At 46.9% G+C, this 16,358-nt stretch carries 18 protein-coding genes; 12 read left to right on the top strand and 6 right to left on the bottom strand.

All coding sequences use genetic code 11. From position 1 onward, the window contains the following. Positions 1-11: 11 nt before the first annotated feature. Positions 12-1,289, top strand: a complete 1,278-nt coding sequence (locus SEDOR53_RS0101315) for an amidohydrolase family protein (protein WP_026768086.1) — start codon at positions 12-14, stop codon at positions 1,287-1,289. Here the strand turns inward: SEDOR53_RS0101315 and SEDOR53_RS0101310 are convergent, their stop codons facing one another. From SEDOR53_RS0101310 to rlmN, 3 genes are all read right to left on the bottom strand, one after another. Next, complete coding sequence (locus SEDOR53_RS0101310) at positions 1,290-2,000, bottom strand: RluA family pseudouridine synthase (RefSeq protein ID WP_026768085.1); 711 nt, start codon at positions 1,998-2,000, stop codon at positions 1,290-1,292. A gap of 48 nt (positions 2,001-2,048) precedes the next feature. Further along, positions 2,049-3,086: a pseudouridine synthase gene (locus SEDOR53_RS16765; protein WP_070415546.1), complete on the bottom strand. Its 1,038-nt coding sequence runs from the start codon at positions 3,084-3,086 to the stop codon at positions 2,049-2,051. Between the two features lie 72 nt (positions 3,087-3,158). Further along, positions 3,159-4,202, bottom strand: a complete 1,044-nt coding sequence (gene rlmN / locus SEDOR53_RS0101300; RefSeq protein WP_026768083.1) for a 23S rRNA (adenine(2503)-C(2))-methyltransferase RlmN — start codon at positions 4,200-4,202, stop codon at positions 3,159-3,161. A 61-nt stretch (positions 4,203-4,263) separates the two neighbouring features. On the opposite strand from rlmN, the gene SEDOR53_RS0101295 reads away from it, so the two are divergent. After that, positions 4,264-5,457, top strand: a complete 1,194-nt coding sequence (locus SEDOR53_RS0101295; protein ID WP_026768082.1) for an acetyl-CoA C-acyltransferase — start codon at positions 4,264-4,266, stop codon at positions 5,455-5,457. A 5-nt stretch (positions 5,458-5,462) separates the two neighbouring features. On the opposite strand, the gene SEDOR53_RS0101290 is transcribed toward SEDOR53_RS0101295, so the two are convergent. The 3 genes from SEDOR53_RS0101290 to SEDOR53_RS0101280 are packed head-to-tail and all read right to left on the bottom strand — an operon-like array spanning position 5,463 to position 7,853. Next, the gene (locus tag SEDOR53_RS0101290; protein ID WP_026768081.1) at positions 5,463-5,942 is read right to left on the bottom strand and encodes a hypothetical protein; all 480 of its coding nucleotides are present in this window, start codon (positions 5,940-5,942) and stop codon (positions 5,463-5,465) included. Positions 5,943-5,988: 46 nt separating this feature from the next. Then, positions 5,989-7,356, bottom strand: a complete 1,368-nt coding sequence (hisS, locus tag SEDOR53_RS0101285; protein ID WP_198018761.1) for a histidine--tRNA ligase — start codon at positions 7,354-7,356, stop codon at positions 5,989-5,991. A gap of 26 nt (positions 7,357-7,382) precedes the next feature. Then, entirely contained in the window at positions 7,383-7,853 is a 471-nt protein-coding gene (locus SEDOR53_RS0101280) for a low molecular weight protein-tyrosine-phosphatase (protein WP_037361561.1), read from the bottom strand. A 194-nt stretch (positions 7,854-8,047) separates the two neighbouring features. On the opposite strand from SEDOR53_RS0101280, the gene SEDOR53_RS0101275 reads away from it, so the two are divergent. The 10 genes from SEDOR53_RS0101275 to nuoF all read left to right on the top strand — a co-directional run bounded on the left by SEDOR53_RS0101275 (position 8,048) and on the right by nuoF (position 16,332). Beyond that, a complete protein-coding gene (locus SEDOR53_RS0101275; protein WP_026768078.1) occupies positions 8,048-8,281 on the top strand; it encodes a hypothetical protein in 234 nt (77 codons plus the stop codon). 3 nt (positions 8,282-8,284) lie between these two features. Further along, positions 8,285-9,205 (top strand): PstS family phosphate ABC transporter substrate-binding protein, encoded by a 921-nt coding sequence (locus tag SEDOR53_RS16760; RefSeq protein WP_051416434.1) that lies wholly within the window; start codon positions 8,285-8,287, stop codon positions 9,203-9,205. Between the two features lie 24 nt (positions 9,206-9,229). Further along, on the top strand, positions 9,230-10,978 hold the full coding sequence (locus SEDOR53_RS0101265) for a tetratricopeptide repeat protein (RefSeq protein ID WP_037360308.1): 1,749 nt from the start codon (positions 9,230-9,232) through the stop codon (positions 10,976-10,978). Positions 10,979-11,072: 94 nt separating this feature from the next. Beyond that, entirely contained in the window at positions 11,073-11,474 is a 402-nt protein-coding gene (locus tag SEDOR53_RS0101260; protein WP_051416433.1) for an NADH-quinone oxidoreductase subunit A, read from the top strand. Positions 11,475-11,567: 93 nt separating this feature from the next. Then, complete coding sequence (locus SEDOR53_RS0101255) at positions 11,568-12,155, top strand: NADH-quinone oxidoreductase subunit B (protein ID WP_198018760.1); 588 nt, start codon at positions 11,568-11,570, stop codon at positions 12,153-12,155. An 8-nt stretch (positions 12,156-12,163) separates the two neighbouring features. Beyond that, positions 12,164-12,670, top strand: a complete 507-nt coding sequence (locus SEDOR53_RS0101250) for an NADH-quinone oxidoreductase subunit C (protein WP_026768074.1) — start codon at positions 12,164-12,166, stop codon at positions 12,668-12,670. 66 nt (positions 12,671-12,736) lie between these two features. Then, on the top strand, positions 12,737-13,963 hold the full coding sequence (locus SEDOR53_RS0101245; protein ID WP_037360306.1) for an NADH-quinone oxidoreductase subunit D: 1,227 nt from the start codon (positions 12,737-12,739) through the stop codon (positions 13,961-13,963). 32 nt (positions 13,964-13,995) lie between these two features. Next, a complete protein-coding gene (gene nuoE, locus SEDOR53_RS0101240) occupies positions 13,996-14,493 on the top strand; it encodes an NAD(P)H-dependent oxidoreductase subunit E (protein WP_037326277.1) in 498 nt (165 codons plus the stop codon). Next, entirely contained in the window at positions 14,494-14,931 is a 438-nt protein-coding gene (locus SEDOR53_RS16755; RefSeq protein WP_037360300.1) for a nuclear transport factor 2 family protein, read from the top strand. A 42-nt stretch (positions 14,932-14,973) separates the two neighbouring features. Next, a complete protein-coding gene (gene nuoF / locus SEDOR53_RS0101230) occupies positions 14,974-16,332 on the top strand; it encodes an NADH-quinone oxidoreductase subunit NuoF (protein ID WP_026768071.1) in 1,359 nt (452 codons plus the stop codon). Positions 16,333-16,358 lie beyond the last annotated feature (26 nt).

Genomic DNA, 16,358 nt, shown 5'->3' with positions numbered 1-16,358 from the left:
CTATATCATCCATGAGAAAGCTGCTACTTTTCTTTTTTATGAGTTGCATGGCCGGTAACCTGCTGGCGCAACGCACCATCATCCATTGCGGACAACTGGTAGATGTTCAGCACCTGCAATTGCTGAAAGAAATGACCATCATTACAGAAGGCAATAAAATTGCTGAAGTGCAGAAAGGTTATGCAAATGCCGGCCCTGCCGATAAACTGATCGATCTGAAGAACAGAACGGTGATGCCCGGATTGATTGATATGCATGTGCACCTGGAATCGGAAACGAGTCCCAATAGGTACATGGAAACCTTCACTTACAACCCGGCAGACTATGCATTCCAGTCGGTGGTGTTTGCAGGCAAAACCCTGATGGCCGGGTTTACCACCGTTCGCGACCTGGGTGGATCGGGCGTGAATATTTCATTGCGCAATGCCATCAATAAAGGATTGATCGTGGGCCCACGTGTATATACTGCGGGCAAAGCTATTGCCACTACAGGCGGACATGCAGATCCTACCAACGGTTACCGCAGAGACCTGATGGGTGATCCCGGTCCGGCTGCCGGCGTAATCAACGGCGCCGATGATGCTATGAAAGCTGTTCGCCAGCGGTACAAAGAAGGAAGCGATGTGATCAAGATCACTGCATCGGGCGGCGTGCTGAGTGTGGCCAAAAGTGGTGAGAACCCACAGTTCACAGATGCAGAACTGAAAGCCATTGTAGAAACGGCAAAAGACTATGGTTTTAAAGTGGCGGCGCATTGTCACGGTGCAGAAGCCATGAAACGCGCCATACGTGCAGGCGTGAACTCTATTGAACATGGCACTTATATGGATGATGAAGCGATGGAACTGATGAAGAAAATGGGTACCTATTATGTACCCACCATCATTGCAGGAAAATCTGTTGCCGATTCGGCTAAAAAGCCCGGCTATTTTCCGGAGTTGGTTGCCCCCAAGGCATTGGCCATCGGACCTAAAGTGCAGAACACATTTGCCAAAGCATACAAGACAGGCGTAAAGATCGCGTTTGGTACAGATGCCGGTGTTTATGCCCACGGCAAGAACTGGATGGAATTTGTGTACATGAATGAAGCAGGCATGCCTGCGTTGGAAACCATCCGCGCTGCAACGCTTTCTGCTGCCGACCTCCTGGGCGATGATCGCCTGGGCGTGATTGAGAAAGGAAAGCTGGCCGATATTGTTGCCATCGATGGTGATCCGGTAAAAGACATCCGGTCTATGGAGAAAGTGAAATTTGTAATGAAGAATGGTGTTGTATACAAGCAGGATTGATCAGGAACTCCACTTGCGTAATTGCTGCAGCAATGCGCGGAGTTCTTTGGGCAATTCGGCTTCCAGTTCAAAACGTTCTCCGTTGAGATCAAAGCTCAACCGGTGGGAATGCAATGCCAGTCGTGACAACAAAGGCCTTTCTTCTTCCGCGGCTTTAGAAAGTTTGAATTTCTTTTTAAGGGCTGATAGCAGAACAGGCTGCGCGTCGCCATAGAGATCGTCGCACACAATGGGGTGCCCTATGTGCTGCATGTGCAGCCTGATCTGGTGCGTACGCCCGGTATGGATACGGAACTGCATCCAACTGTATAAGCGAAACGATTCCAGCACTTCATAATCGGTCAGGGAGGCTTTGCCTTTTACATGCGTGATCATTTTGCCGGTCTTGCCGGGATGTTCCATGATGGAAGCGTCAACACTGTCTTGTTTGTTAAAGGGAATGCCCTGCACGAGGCCCAGGTAATATTTTTCTACTTCACGTCCTTCGAACGACTGCGATAATTGTTTGTGCGTGGCTTCATCTTTTGCAAATACAATGATGCCGCTCGTGTCTTTATCGAGGCGGTGAACAGTGTAAATTTCGCCGTACCTGTCTTTCAGTAATTGCTTCAAAGAGAGTTCCTGTCCCAAACGATCGGGGATACTCAGCAGCCCCGCAGGTTTGTTTACTGCAACAAAATATTCGTTCTCGAAAATAATTTCCGGCCTCATGGAGATGATAGTTGTTAGTTGGCAGTTGTTAGAGGATAACGATCTTTTCTAGACAGTTTTTTTAATGAAAGAGTTGTTGAGGAATTTCAACAGTCTCACTTCTTTTTCGTTGAGATAGCGCCATTTGCCGCGATCTACATTTTTCTTGGTGAGATTAGCGAACATCACGCGATCCAATCCTTTTACATCGTACCCCAGGTGCTCAAAAATGCGGCGCACGATACGGTTGCGGCCGCTGTGTATTTCAATACCTACAATATTTTTGCTTTTTGTATCGGCATAACCAACTGCATCGGCCGATACAAAACCGTCTTCCAGCGTCACGCCCGATAAAATGGTGTCCAGGTCTTTTTTGGTAACAGGTTTATCGAGCGTTACTTCGTATATTTTTTTAACTTCAAAAGAAGGGTGGGTGAGTTTTTGCGCTAACTCGCCGTCGTTGGTAAGCAGCAGTACGCCTGTTGTGTTTCTGTCGAGACGACCCACCGGATATATGCGTTCTGTGGTAGCGCTTTTAACAAGCTCCAGCACCGTTTTCCTGCCTTGCGGATCGTTCGAGGTAGTGATATAGTCTTTTGGTTTGTTGAGCAAAACATAAACGGCATTTTTTTGCAGGAAAACCTGCTTGCCTTTTACCACCACTTTATCTTTTGCAGAAACCTTATATCCCGGTTCAAATATTTTATCCCCATTCACCACTACTTTCCCTTCTTTCACCAGTTCTGCTGCTTCTCTTCTTCCGCAAACGCCTGCGTGTGCGATGAATTTATTCAGCGGCATGATGTCTGATGATTGACTGGGAAGTTTCTGATTGCTGATTGCTGATTGCTGATTGTCAGCATGCTGACGGCTGGCAGTTGATTTGGGCTCTTTTTTTTGACTTTTAATTGCTGACTTTTGGCTTTTAATTCCCTTTTCTTCACTCACTCCACGCATCTTATCCAGCTTCTTTTTACGGAACTCTTCGCCTGCAACCCTGGCTTCAGCTTTGATCTTTTTCTTTTCCTGGCGGATGGATTCCTTGATAGCACTGCCTTTCTTTTTATTGGCAAATTTGCTGAAGTTGTCGGTACGTTTTTTTTGCATTTGTATTGATTTGCTGTTTTACAACAGGTCCCTCGGCTCGCTTTGCTCGCTTGGGATGACGGGTATGTTTATTTATCCTTTATTGGCCAATTGTCCGCAAGCCGCGTCTATGTCCCTGCCACGACTCCTTCTCAACCGGGCATTCACATGATTGGCTTCCAGTATGTTCATAAAACGCTGGATATCGTCTTCATCGGGCTTCGTGAATTTAAAAGCATCGATGGTATTGTATTCGATGATATTGACCAGGTCGGCAGGAATCTGCCTGAATACTTTCACCAGTTCTTCTGCATCCTGCTTGCTGTCGTTCAGGTCTTTGAAAAGAATATATTCCAGCGTGATCTCATTTCCCGTTTGTTTGTAGAAATAATTCAGGGCTTCGATCAACGCTTTGATATTGTTCGATTCGTTGATGGGCATGATCTCGTTCCGCTTGGCATCATTGGCTGCATGGAGCGATAAAGCCAGTTTGAAACGCACCTGGTCATCACCCAATTTTTTGATCTGCTTGGCAACACCGGCAGTGGAAACCGTAATGCGCCGCGGACTCATGAACAATCCATCTTCCGCTGAAATGCGCTCTATGGCTTTCATTACATTGGAATAGTTGAGCAAAGGCTCGCCCATACCCATGAAAACAATATTGCTCAGCTTCTGGTTATAAGCTTGCAGACTTTGCTGGTTGATGAGCACCACCTGGTCGTATATCTCGTCGAAGTGCAGATTGCGCTTACGTTCGATATATCCGGTGGCACAGAACTTACAACTGAGACTGCAACCGATCTGCGACGATACGCAGGCTGTTTTACGGTCTTCGGTAGGTATCAGCACACCTTCTATCAAATGCCCTTCTACGGTTTTGAAGCGACTTTTAACAGTACCGTCGTTACTGAACTGGGTGGCATCCACCTGCAGGGCAGGCAATGAGAAATCCTGTGCCAGCTTTGCGCGCAGGTCCTTACTCAGGTTGGTCATTTCCTCAAAGCTATGCGCGTGCTTCTGCCAGAGCCATTCGTGCACTTGTTTGACACGGAATTTCTTTTCGCCTATCTGTTCAAAATAAGCTGTCAGTCCATCCAAACCCAGGTGCCTGATATTCTCCCGCTGTGTATCCATCCTGCAAAGATACCGCTACATATTCTATCTTGCGCATCAATGAAACATAAGACCCTTTGATATGCAAACCTGTTATGTAATAGATGCGGTAAGAACACCCATTGGCCGTTATGGCGGAAGATTGAGTGCCACCAGGCCCGATGACCTCCTGGCACTGGTGATCACCGCCCTGATCAACCGTAATCCCGGTATAGATGTTTCCAGGATAGAAGATGTGATTGCCGGCGCTGCCAACCAGGCGGGTGAAGACAACCGCGATGTGGCGCGTATGGCTGCGTTGCTGGCGGGCTTGCCCATCAGCGTAGCTGGCAATACTGTTAACAGGCTTTGTGCCAGCGGGTTGCAGGCCATCATGGATGCATCCAGGGCCATCATGTGCAATGAAGGGATGTTGTATATCGCAGGAGGCGCGGAAAGTATGACGCGCGCGCCTTTTGTAACCGCTAAGAGCGATGGGGCCTGGAGCCGTAAAACAGAAACTTATGATACTACCATCGGCTGGCGCTTTACCAATAAGAAGCTAACCGAAATGTATCATCCTTACAGTATGGGCGAGACCGCAGAGAATGTGGCCCGCGAATGGGAGATCAGCAGGGAAGAGCAGGACCTTTTTGCGCTGGCTTCGCAGGAAAAATATGCGGCGGCACTGGCCGCAGGTAAATGGGATGATGAGATCGTGGCGGTAGAAATGGTGAACGATAATATGGTGAACTGGTTCGTGCAGGATGAGCATCCCAGGCAAACCTCATTGGAGAAACTGGCGGGATTGCGTCCGGCTTTCGCGAAGGACGGAACCGTTACGGCAGGCAATTCATCGGGCATCAACGATGGCGCCGCTGCGGTGTTACTGGCCAGCGAAGAAGCAGTGAAAGTATTCAACCTCACACCGCTGGCGCGTGTGGTAAGCATGGGTGTTGCAGGCGTGCATCCCGGCATCATGGGTATTGGGCCCGTACCGGCGTCGGAGAAAGCGTTACAGCGGGCGGGACTTACTGTGAAGGACCTCGATCTTATAGAACTCAATGAAGCCTTCGCTTCACAAAGTATTGCCTGTATGCGTGAACTGGAATTCGATCATACCAAAGTGAATGTAAATGGTGGTGCTATTGCGCTTGGTCACCCGCTGGGATGCAGCGGGGCACGTATTTCCGCTACTTTATTACACGAGATGCACCGGAGAGAATTGAAATACGGGCTCGCTACCATGTGCGTAGGTGTAGGGCAGGGGGCCGCTGTTGTATATGAAGGCTTGTAATTAGATTATTGATAATAAGTAGGGTCTAAATGAAAAAGCCCGTCGGCTTTTTGCCAGTACCAGAATTTTTTGCGGTAAACGATGTATTTCCCGCGGGCGCTTTTCGAAACATACCCTTCGGGCACATACAGCACTTTCGGTGGGATCATCTTGTACCGGTACACCAGGTTCTTTTTTTGTGCAGGCGTAAAAGACCTTGCCAAGCCGGAGAGATGCACTTTGGCTGCGATATCAGAAGGAAGTTTGTCTTTCGCGGTAACAATATTGCCCGATCCGTCTATCACGATCATGGGACTGCCCATGATCGCCGGGTTGATGACTGCAGGGGAATCTGCTGAAGCAGGAGGCACTGTTGCATTGGGTGGAGCTGGTTTGCCAGGCAATGTAGTTGTGGGTGGCGGCACTTTGTTTTTGGAAGGAACGGTTTTCCGGTTACACGCAGCAACCAGCACAACGAAACATAAAGTAATGACCGGAATTCTCATGGTATCAGGAATTGACTACCCAATCCACCGAATATTGTGCCAAAGTTTAGAAGGAACGGCCGGCCAACGCTGATTGGGGGATGGTTTGCTGTTGCCCGTCGCTCAATTGACGAACCACGCAAGTACCTGTTTCCAGTTCTTTGCTGCCAATGATCACTGCAAAAGGGATATGCTTTTTCTCAGCATATTTAAATTGCTTATCGAATTTGCTGTTTTCATGATACAACTCAGCCGCAATACCTTTTTCCCTCAATTGCTGCATCAATACAAACGCCGCTTTGCTCTCTGCATCGCCCAAATTAAAAAATAACACACGGGTACCTGCCTGAACTGCATCGGGAAACAGTTGCAATTCTTCTATCACATCATAAATCCGGTCAACCCCGAAACTGATGCCCACCCCTGGAACATTGGGTACACCGAACAAGCCGGTGAGATCATCGTAGCGGCCACCGCCACCAATACTGCCCATTTGCACATCCAGTGCCTTCACTTCGAAAATGATACCCGTATAGTAGTTGAGGCCGCGGGCCAGGGTGAAATCTGTTGTGAGTGGTGAATTATTGTTTGTTAGTTGTGAAAAGGAGAGCAGGTATTCGATTTCTTCAATTCCTTTTTGTCCCGTTGTGTTGTTGCCCAGCAGCGAACGCAGTTGATTTATTTTACCGGCATTGTCGCCTTCTATGTTCAGGTAGGTTTCGATGGTTGCTACCTGTTGGGTATTCAATCCGCGCTGGATCAATTCTTCCTTCACTTTTTCAATACCAATTTTATCCAGCTTGTCAATCGCAATGGTGATATCGGTCATTTTATCGGCCCCGCCGCATATTTCGGCTAATGCGGCCAGTATTTTGCGGCTGTTGATGCGTATCTCAACACGTACGCCCAATTGCGCAAAAACAGTAGCGTAGATATTGGCCAATTCTACTTCATTCAACAGGCTGTAACTGCCTACCACATCCGCATCGCACTGGTAGAACTCGCGGTACCGGCCCTTTTGCGGCCTGTCGGCACGCCATACCGGCTGTACCTGGTATCGTTTGAAAGGCATGGTCAGCTGACCATGGTTCATGGCCACATAACGCGCAAAAGGAATAGTAAGGTCATAACGAAGCGCTCTTTCAGTAATGCCCTTTGTGTTTTTTCCCTGCAATACTTTTTCGAAGTCTGCTCTGGCTGCATCGTGCTTGGCGGGATTATCCAGTCCGTTGTTGAGTATTTTGAAAATGAGTTTATCCCCTTCTTCGCCATACTTGCCCATGAGTGTGTCGAGGTTTTCCATAGCAGGCGTTTCCAGTGGCTGGAAGCCATAACGCTCGAATACGGTGCGGATGGTATTGAAAATATACTGGCGCTTGCGAACAACGGCTGCGCTGAAATCCCTGGTGCCTTGAGGTAATCCCGGTTTGCTCATGAAAATAGTATCTGAATATTGTTGAATTAATGAACGGATGCTGGCTCGTATTTATAAATGATCTGCTCACAGGCCTTATCTATCATCCCGAATACTTCGTGGTAATCTTTTTCGGTACCATACCAGGGGTCGGGTACATTCTTCTTTTCGCCGGGATACAATTCATCCAGTAACAGCGATACTTTACCTGGCTGCCAATAGCGACCACTCATACGTTTTACTTCGGCATAATTATCGGCATCCATCACATAGATGCGATCAAAATCATTCATGTCTTCGGCAGCAAACTGCCGGCATTGCTGGGAACTGATGTCTACTCCGTTCAGCTTCGCTACTTTCTGCGAGAGATGATGAGGCGGTTCGCCTACATGGTACCCGGCGGTGCCGGCGCTGTCTATCTGCCAGTGCAAACTCCGTGAATCGGCCTTCTGCTGCAAAATACCTTCTGCGAGCGGACTACGGCAAATATTACCCAGGCATATCATCAGTATCTTCATAGCACAAAGATAATAGGCTGCGGCCAATCTGGCTCTGTGGCAGACAGACATGAGATTATATGCATTATGGAAAATGCTGGCCCCCTGCATCTTAATAATGAAATGCGGGTTTTCGAAAAATGCATGATTTTTTAATGTGTAGCGAATACAATTATTAACTAAATTGCCCGCCCCTGGGTTCAACTTTTTGTTAAATGGAGAACGAGCTGAGAGATAAACGACGTAAAAGTTATACTTTGATGCGTCGTATTTATGACTTTACAATGGCCCTATTGATTCTTGGAATGGCTGTAGTGATGCTGGGGGCGGCTAAATTCAACATTGAGCAATTTTTGGGAATTGATAACACGTTCCGGTATCTCTTCGGCGGGCTCTGCCTGCTGTATGGGGGGTTCCGGTTGTACAGGGGATTCAAGAATGATTATTAGTAGATGAAGAAAGGATTGATATACGCTGGTTGTTTGTTGTTGATGCTGACAGGGGCAGGTTGTAAATCCAGGCCGGGAGCAGATACAAGAGATACCCCCGAACAGGGAACGATCAATATCAGCGTGGATGAAAGTTTTAAACCGGTCATTGAAGAGCAGTTAAGGGTGTATCACGCATCATTCCCTAACACAAAGATCAATGTATCGTACAAGCCAGAAGCAGCTTGTTTCAGGGATTTGCAGTCAGATAGTACGCGGATGATCATTGTAGCAAGGGGATTGACAGAAAAGGAGCAGGCTTATTATGGAGATAAATTGTCATTCAAGCCACAGTTCGCACCACTGGCTTATGATGCAGTAGCTGTGATCATTAACCGTGCATCGGAAGACAGTGTGTTTACGATGGCGAGACTGAAAGATATATTGAGCGGAAAAGAAAAATTAACGGCGGTGATGGATGGAGAGAATGCTACCAGTACCGTGCGTTTTTTACAGGACAGTATTTTGAAGGGCGCCTCTTTTGGTGCGAATGTAGTAGCTGCACAAGGCAGCCAGGCTGTAATAGATCTCGTATCTAAAAGAAGTGATGTGGTAGGTTTTGTTGGACAGAGTTGGGTGGGGGATGGATATGATCCTAAACAGGTGGAATACCTGAAAACGATCAGGCTGGGTTTGGTAGAATGTGTGTTGTGTAAAGAAAGAGATCTTTTCACAAAACCTTCACAGGCCAGCATTACGCATGGCGAATATCCGTTGGCACGCCCCTTGTATTATATACTGAAAGAGAATGCAGCTGGACTCGGAACAGGATTCATGAATTTCATGAGCATGGAAAGAGGACAACTGATTTTCAGAAGAGCGTTCCTGGCGCCGGCTAAAATGGGTTTTGATCAACGGCGCGGAATGATCAAAGAAAGTGATTAACCAATCAATATAAAAGCAAACCAAATGAAGAAGACCGTATCACTGTTGTTTACTGCATTGCTTATTGGGCAGTGTGTGATAGCGCAGTTGGCTGAGGGTATCAAGGACCTCAACTACCAAAAGAACAACACAGCCAGGGACATCCTCAAGAAGCTGTATGACGCCAATCCAAAAGATCCGCAAGCGATTTACTGGTATGGACAATCCCTGGTCTCCCGTAACAGAGACCTTACCAAAGAAGATATTGCAGAGGCAAGGGCTGTTTACCAGAAAGGACTGCAGGATGTTGGAAGTGATCCCTGGCTGGTAGTAGGCGTTGCCCACCTCGACCTGCTGTCTGGTGGAGATATTAATGCTGCCAAACAAAAATTCGAGCAGGCAATTACTGCTTCAACCGAAACAAGGGGTAAGAACAAAGGCAAGCCGAATGCCGCCATCCTGGATGCGATTGGCCGTGCAAATGCCGATGGAGACAGTAAAATAGGCGATCCTGCTTATGCTATAGACAAACTGAAGCAGGCTGCTGCCATTGATCCTAACAATGCAGATATCTACATTAATATAGGTGTCAACTACCAGAAAATGGGTGGTGAGAATGGCGGAGAAGCTGTGAAAGCTTATACAGAAGCCGCTAGCCGCGACCCCAAGAGTCCGTTGGCCAAATTCAGAATAGGAAAGATTTACCAGAGTCAGAATAATAAAGACCTGCTGGAACAATATTATAGCGAAGCCATCGCCATCGATCCTTCTTTCCCGCCGGTATACCTGGCTTTGTACAATTATTATTCCGATAAGGATGTGAACAAAGCAAAAGATTATCTCGATAAGTTCGTGAACACTGCTGATAAGGATCCAAAGAATGAATTCTTTCTTGCTGAATACCTTTTCCGTGCAGGCAGATACAATGAAAGCCTTGCAAAAGAAAAAGAATTGGAAGCTTCTGCCGGCCTGAAAGCTATTCCCCGCCTGAATGTGCAATATGCGTATAACTACGACAGGTTAGGCGATTCATTGCAGGCTAAATCCCGCCTGGAGCAGTTCTTTGCCAATGCACCGCAGTCCGAGATCCAACCTACAGACTATGAGCTGGCTGTGAAAGTATTCTCTAAGTTTCCTGGTAGTGAAGCAACAGCAGTATCATACCTGGAAAAAGCGCTCGCAAATGATACTTCCAAAGAAAATAAGATCAGCTACATGACCCAGGCGGCAGAACTTTTCAGCAAAGCCAAAATGTACAAAGAAGAGCTGGGCTGGTTACAGAAAAAAATGGAGCTGAAAGGCGGAACACCCAGTGAGTTTGATTATTATAAACTCACCAGTACTGCTTATATGGCTAAAGAATACGAGCAAACCATGGCCTTCGCGCAGAAATACATTGCTGCATTCCCCGATAAACCGCAACCTTATTTGTTCAATGTAAATGCTGCCAAAGCGCTGGATAGCACCACTAATCCGGGAGTTGCGCTCACAGCTTTGCAACAGCAGAATACCTTCCTTTACAAAGATTCTGTGGCCAATAAAAAGCGTATCGTTTCAAACTACTATTATATCATGGGTTATTATAATGATAAACTGAAAGATTATCAGAAAGCCCTGGATGTATGCGATACGATCCTGACCCTGATTCCCAATGACCCGGAAATGATGAAGATCAAAGATTATATCAAAGGCAATATGAGTAAGCCCGCACCCACCAAGCCTGGTAATAAACCAACCAGCAGCACGGGTACAGCGGCTACCGGCCACAGAAACAGTGCCGGTTCGCCCAAATAACCAGAAATAATAAAGAAAAAACTCCCCTGAAGCGGGGAGTTTTTCGTTTATATGCCTCACAAGCTTATTTTTGCTTTTCAATCAATGTTTTAACATGAACTGGCTTTTTTTGCTGTCAGATGCCGGCCATTCCAATTCCGCCGCCAATTATTTACCTATCGGGATACAGTTGATTTTCGCTGCCGGTTTTGTGGCCACCATGATCGGTGTTTCTCAGTGGGTGGGACCTAAACGTAAAACAGCAGATAAACTGGAAACTTTCGCCAGTGGTATCGAGAGCCACGGAGATGCCCGTCAGCCTATGGCCATCAAATACTTCCTGGTAGCCATCCTGTTTGTTTTATTTGATGTGGAAGTGATCTTTTTCTACCCTTACGCTGTTATTTTTAAGGAATTAGGCTGGGCTGGTTTCAGTGCAGTGTTGATGTTCGTTGCTTTTTTTATAGTAGGATTCATCTATATCATCAAGAGAGGAGCATTGAAATGGGAAGATTAAGGGGTTGTTGGATGTTAGTTGTCAGTTGTTAGAATGATGGCTAACATTAATGAATTGTCAAATTGTTGAATTGCCAAATTGTCAAATTTAATTATGCGTCCCGTACGATTTAATATTCATCCGAAAGAAGCCATACTGGGCGATGCAGTTGCCGTGGCAGAAGCACCTGAAGGTTATTCAGGAGAAGGATTTTTTACCACCAACCTGAGCAGTGTGGTTGGATTGGCCCGCAAAAATTCATTGTGGCCCCTGCCGTTCGCTACCTCCTGTTGTGGTATTGAATTCATGGCTACCATGGGTTCACATTACGACTTTGCCCGTTTTGGTGCAGAGCGCGTGGGTTTTTCTCCCCGCCAGTGCGACCTGTTAATGGTGATGGGAACCATTGCTAAAAAAATGGGCCCGGTATTGCGCCAGGTATACCTGCAAATGGCTGAACCCCGTTGGGTGATGGCCGTGGGTGCCTGCGCTTCCAGTGGCGGTATATTCGATACATACAGTGTATTACAGGGCATCGACCAGGTGATTCCTGTAGATGTGTATGTGCCCGGATGCCCGCCCCGCCCCGAAGCGATCCTCGACGGATTCATGAAAATACAGGACCTGGTAGGACAGGAAAGTATTCGCAGAAGGAACAGCGAGCAATACAAAGCATTGATGAACGAATACGGAATACAGTAATAGAAATTATGGGATTAAGCAACGAATACATTCAACAACGACTGACGGAAAAGTTCGGCACAGAAACACTGACGTTCGAAGAAAATTACGGCATGCTCAGCTTCGAAGCCCCGAAAGAACAAAACCTGAAAGTATTGCAGTTCCTGTACGATGAACCGGAATTACAGTTCCGCTTCCTGACAGATCTCTGCGCGGTGAACTATCCTGAAGCAAAAGGAAAGGAACTGGCTGTTGTATACCACCTGCATAACCTGGAAGCCAATGTGCGCATACGTTTCAAAGTGTTTACATCTGTAACCACACCCGATGTGTTCACTGCTACCCAGCTCTTTGCTTCTGCCAACTGGATGGAAAGGGAAACCTATGATTTTTTTGGCGTGAACTTCCTTGGGCATCCCAACCTGAAAAGGATATTGAATGTAGATGAGATGGATTATTTCCCGATGAGAAAAGAATATCCGCTGGAAGACCAGACGAGGATCGATAAAGATGATGAGATGTTTGGGAGAGGGTAAATAAATGATGCAATTGCTCAATGAAAATCTTCTAACAACTGACAACTAACAACTATCAACTAAGAAATGCTGTCCAATCAACATATCAAATTACCGGAAGGCTCTATTGAAAAACAGACCACCACGCTCAACGTTGGGCCTACTCACCCGGCTACGCATGGTGTGTTCCAGAATATCATGGAGCTCGATGGCGAGCGGATCGTTTCTACAGAGCAAACGGTAGGTTATATCCACCGTGCATTTGAAAAACTGGCCGAACGCAGGCCGTTGTACCAGATCACACCTATTACAGACAGGTTGAATTATTGCAGCAGTCCCATCAACAACATGGGCTGGCACCTTACCTGTGAAAAATTACTGGGCGTACAAACACCCAAGCGTGTAGACTACCTGCGCGTGATCATCATGGAACTGGCGCGCATTTCCGACCACCTCATCTGTAATTCAATCGTAGGGGTAGATACGGGCGCCTATACCGGCTTCCTCTATGTGATGCAATACCGCGAATTAATTTATGAGATATATGAAGAAGTATGTGGGTCCCGCCTTACTACTAATATTGGGCGTATTGGCGGTTTTGAAAGGAATTTCACAAATACAGCGTTTACGAAACTCGAGAAATTCCTGAAAGAATATCCCAAAGTGCTGAAAGAGTTTGAAAACCTTTTTGCACGCAACCGCATATTCATGGAACGTACCCAGGGTGGTGGCGCCATCAGCGCTGAAAGAGCGTTGAACTATGGGTTCACTGGCCCTAACCTGCGCGCTGCGGGTGTTGATTACGATGTACGCGTACACACACCTTACAGCAGTTACGAAGATTTTGATTTCACCGTTCCGGTAGGAAATACCGGCGATAACTACGACCGCTTCCTGGTGCGCAATGCCGAAATGTGGCAGAGCCTCAGCATCATTGAACAGGCATACCGGAAGATACAGGAATTCAAAGGTGCAGAAGCGGAAGTATACCATGCCAATGTACCCGAATACTATCTTCCTAAAAAAGAAGATGTGTACACCAAAATGGAAGCGCTGATCTGGCATTTCAAGATCATCATGGGAGAAGTGGATATGCCGAAAGGTGAAGTGTACTGTTCTGTGGAGGGAGGGAACGGAGAATTGGGTTATTACCTGATCAGCGATGGCGGCCGTACACCATTCCGCCTGCATTTCAGGAGACCTTGTTTCATTTATTACCAGGCTTATCCTGAACTGATCAAAGACAGTATGCTCAGCGATGCGATCGTTACGATGAGTAGTCTGAATTTGATCGCAGGAGAACTGGATGCATAATATTTTTTGATGCTGACTTTTGAATGTTGAATATGAAGTTTAACGAAGAACAATTAACCGAATTCAACCGACTGGTGGCCCGCTATCCGGAAGGAAAGCAGAAGAGCGCCCTCCTGCCTGTGCTTCACCTGGCGCAGGATAGCTTTGGCGGATGGTTGAGCGCTGAAGCCATGGATTATGTGGCGGAACTGCTGCAACTCAATCCCATTGAAGTGTATGAAGTGGCTACTTTCTACAGCATGTACAACCTTAAACCCGTAGGTAAGTATATGTTTGAAGTATGCCAGACCGGTCCCTGTATGTTGAATGGCAGCGATGATATCATTGCGTATATCGGTGAAAAACTGGGCATCAAACCCGGTGAAACAACCAGCGATGGCTTGTTCACCCTGAAAACGGTGGAATGCCTGGGCGCCTGCGGCTACGCACCGATGATGCAAATGGGTAAAACTTATCGCGAGCATCTTACCAAAGCAAAGGTGGATGCCATTATCGAAGACTGTCGTAAAAACGCAACCATACATAATTAAATGAAAAAGCTGATCACGATATGCGCCTTGTTCATGACGCTTGCCGTTGCTGCGCAAACAGCACAGGAAAAACAAGTGTTGAACAATATCGCTGCACTGAACAAAGCTGTTTTTACAGACCTCGATAAAAGAGACAGTGCAACGTTAGACAGGTTGTTGTCGGAAAAAGTAACCTATGGCCACTCAAGCGGACTCATAGAGAACAAGCAGCAAATGATCCGTCATGCCGTGTCCAGTCCAACTACTTACGGTGATTTCAGGATGGAAAATGCCACTGTTTTTTTCGAAGGCAATACTGCCGTTTCGAGACATGAACTGAAGGCAAAAACATTCGAGAACGGTAAAGAAAGTGTGTTGCACCTGGGTGTGTTGCAAACCTGGATGAGGATTGGAAAATCATGGCGATTGGTGGCCCGCCAGGCTGTTAAGTTACCCTAATGGGATGTTATGTTTAATTGCGAGTTGAAGAAATAAACGGAAATGAGTAAGAAATTATTATTAGAAAAAGCCCATGTAGAAGGCATCCGCTACTACGATGTGTACCGCCGTGAAGGCGGCTACCGCAGTGTAGAGAAAGCGCTTAAAACAATGGGCCCCGAAGCCATTGTGGAAGAGGTGAAGAAGAGCGGTTTGCGCGGACGCGGAGGCGCCGGATTTCCAGCGGGCATGAAATGGAGTTTCATTGCCAAACCCGAAGGCGTTCCCCGCCACCTGGTTTGCAATGCCGATGAAAGCGAGCCGGGTACTTTCAAAGACAGGTACCTGATGGAATTCATTCCGCACCTGCTCATAGAAGGATTGATCGTTTCTTCTTTTGCACTGGGCTCTAATGATACATACATCTATATCCGCGGAGAATACGCCTGGATTGTAGACATACTGGAACAGGCCATTGAAGAAGCAAAACAGAATGGCTTCCTGGGAAAAAATATTTTGGGCACCGGTTTCGATTGCAACATACACGTACAACGCGGAGCCGGCGCTTATATCTGCGGAGAAGAAACCGCATTGATCGAATCACTGGAAGGTAAACGCGGTAATCCCCGCATCAAGCCTCCGTTCCCTGCCGTACAAGGCCTGTGGATGCGCCCTACTGTAGTGAACAATGTGGAAACACTGGCAGCAGTAGTACCCATCATCAATATAGGCGGAGAAGAATATGCGAAGATCGGTGTGGGACGTTCTACCGGCACTAAACTCATCAGCGCCTGTGGAAACATCAATAAACCCGGTGTGTATGAAATAGACATGACGATCTCTGTAGAAGAGTTCATTTATTCAGATGAATATTGCGGTGGTATTCCGAACGGGAAAAAACTCAAAGCCTGTATACCAGGCGGTTCTTCCGTTCCCATTTTGCCCGCTAACCTGTTGTTGAAAACAGCCAAAGGCGAAACCCGTTACATGAACTATGAAAGTTTGGGTGATGGTGGTTTTGCAACCGGTACCATGATGGGATCCGGTGGGTTTATTGTGCTGGATGAAGACCAGTGTGTGGTTCGTCATACTTTGTCGCTCGCAAGATTCTATCGTCATGAAAGCTGTGGTCAGTGTTCACCCTGCCGCGAAGGAACAGGATGGATGGAGAAGATATTGAAGAACATTGAATACGGCCATGGCAAGCTGAGCGATATAGACCTCTTGTGGGATATACAACGCAAGATAGAAGGCAATACCATCTGCCCGCTTGGAGACGCTGCTGCATGGCCGGTAGCTGCTGCCATCAGGCATTTCAGGGATGAATTTGAGTGGCATGTATTGCATCCTGAAGAAGCACAGAAAAGAAATTACGGGTTAGCACATTATGCCGATCCCATTCATGTGCCCGTAACGGCGTAAACATTGAAAAGATCACACAGGCAACT

The organism is Asinibacterium sp. OR53, assembly GCF_000515315.1.
In the GTDB taxonomy this organism is placed as follows: Bacteria; Bacteroidota; Bacteroidia; order Chitinophagales; family Chitinophagaceae; genus Sediminibacterium.
Note: the sequence above shows the minus strand (reverse complement) of the source record. Positions and strands in the feature narration are given on the sequence as shown.

Bases quoted from the DNA above. Each gene is read 5' to 3' on its own strand.
- SEDOR53_RS0101260 (WP_051416433.1), top strand. From the start codon at position 11,073: ATGAACTGGCTTTTTTTGCTGTCAGATGCCGGCCATTCCAATTCCGCC.
- nuoE (WP_037326277.1), top strand. From the start codon at position 13,996: ATGAAGTTTAACGAAGAACAATTAACCGAATTCAACCGACTGGTGGCC.
- hisS (WP_198018761.1), bottom strand. From the start codon at position 7,356: ATGAGCAAACCGGGATTACCTCAAGGCACCAGGGATTTCAGCGCAGCC.
- SEDOR53_RS0101310 (WP_026768085.1), bottom strand. From the start codon at position 2,000: ATGAGGCCGGAAATTATTTTCGAGAACGAATATTTTGTTGCAGTAAAC.
- SEDOR53_RS0101265 (WP_037360308.1), top strand. From the start codon at position 9,230: ATGAAGAAGACCGTATCACTGTTGTTTACTGCATTGCTTATTGGGCAG.
- SEDOR53_RS0101275 (WP_026768078.1), top strand. From the start codon at position 8,048: ATGGAGAACGAGCTGAGAGATAAACGACGTAAAAGTTATACTTTGATG.
- SEDOR53_RS16765 (WP_070415546.1), bottom strand. From the start codon at position 3,086: ATGCAAAAAAAACGTACCGACAACTTCAGCAAATTTGCCAATAAAAAG.
- SEDOR53_RS0101315 (WP_026768086.1), top strand. From the start codon at position 12: ATGAGAAAGCTGCTACTTTTCTTTTTTATGAGTTGCATGGCCGGTAAC.
- rlmN (WP_026768083.1), bottom strand. From the start codon at position 4,202: ATGGATACACAGCGGGAGAATATCAGGCACCTGGGTTTGGATGGACTG.
- SEDOR53_RS16755 (WP_037360300.1), top strand. From the start codon at position 14,494: ATGAAAAAGCTGATCACGATATGCGCCTTGTTCATGACGCTTGCCGTT.
- nuoF (WP_026768071.1), top strand. From the start codon at position 14,974: ATGAGTAAGAAATTATTATTAGAAAAAGCCCATGTAGAAGGCATCCGC.
- SEDOR53_RS0101280 (WP_037361561.1), bottom strand. From the start codon at position 7,853: ATGAAGATACTGATGATATGCCTGGGTAATATTTGCCGTAGTCCGCTC.
- SEDOR53_RS0101295 (WP_026768082.1), top strand. From the start codon at position 4,264: ATGCAAACCTGTTATGTAATAGATGCGGTAAGAACACCCATTGGCCGT.
- SEDOR53_RS16760 (WP_051416434.1), top strand. From the start codon at position 8,285: ATGAAGAAAGGATTGATATACGCTGGTTGTTTGTTGTTGATGCTGACA.
- SEDOR53_RS0101255 (WP_198018760.1), top strand. From the start codon at position 11,568: ATGCGTCCCGTACGATTTAATATTCATCCGAAAGAAGCCATACTGGGC.
- SEDOR53_RS0101245 (WP_037360306.1), top strand. From the start codon at position 12,737: ATGCTGTCCAATCAACATATCAAATTACCGGAAGGCTCTATTGAAAAA.
- SEDOR53_RS0101250 (WP_026768074.1), top strand. From the start codon at position 12,164: ATGGGATTAAGCAACGAATACATTCAACAACGACTGACGGAAAAGTTC.
- SEDOR53_RS0101290 (WP_026768081.1), bottom strand. From the start codon at position 5,942: ATGAGAATTCCGGTCATTACTTTATGTTTCGTTGTGCTGGTTGCTGCG.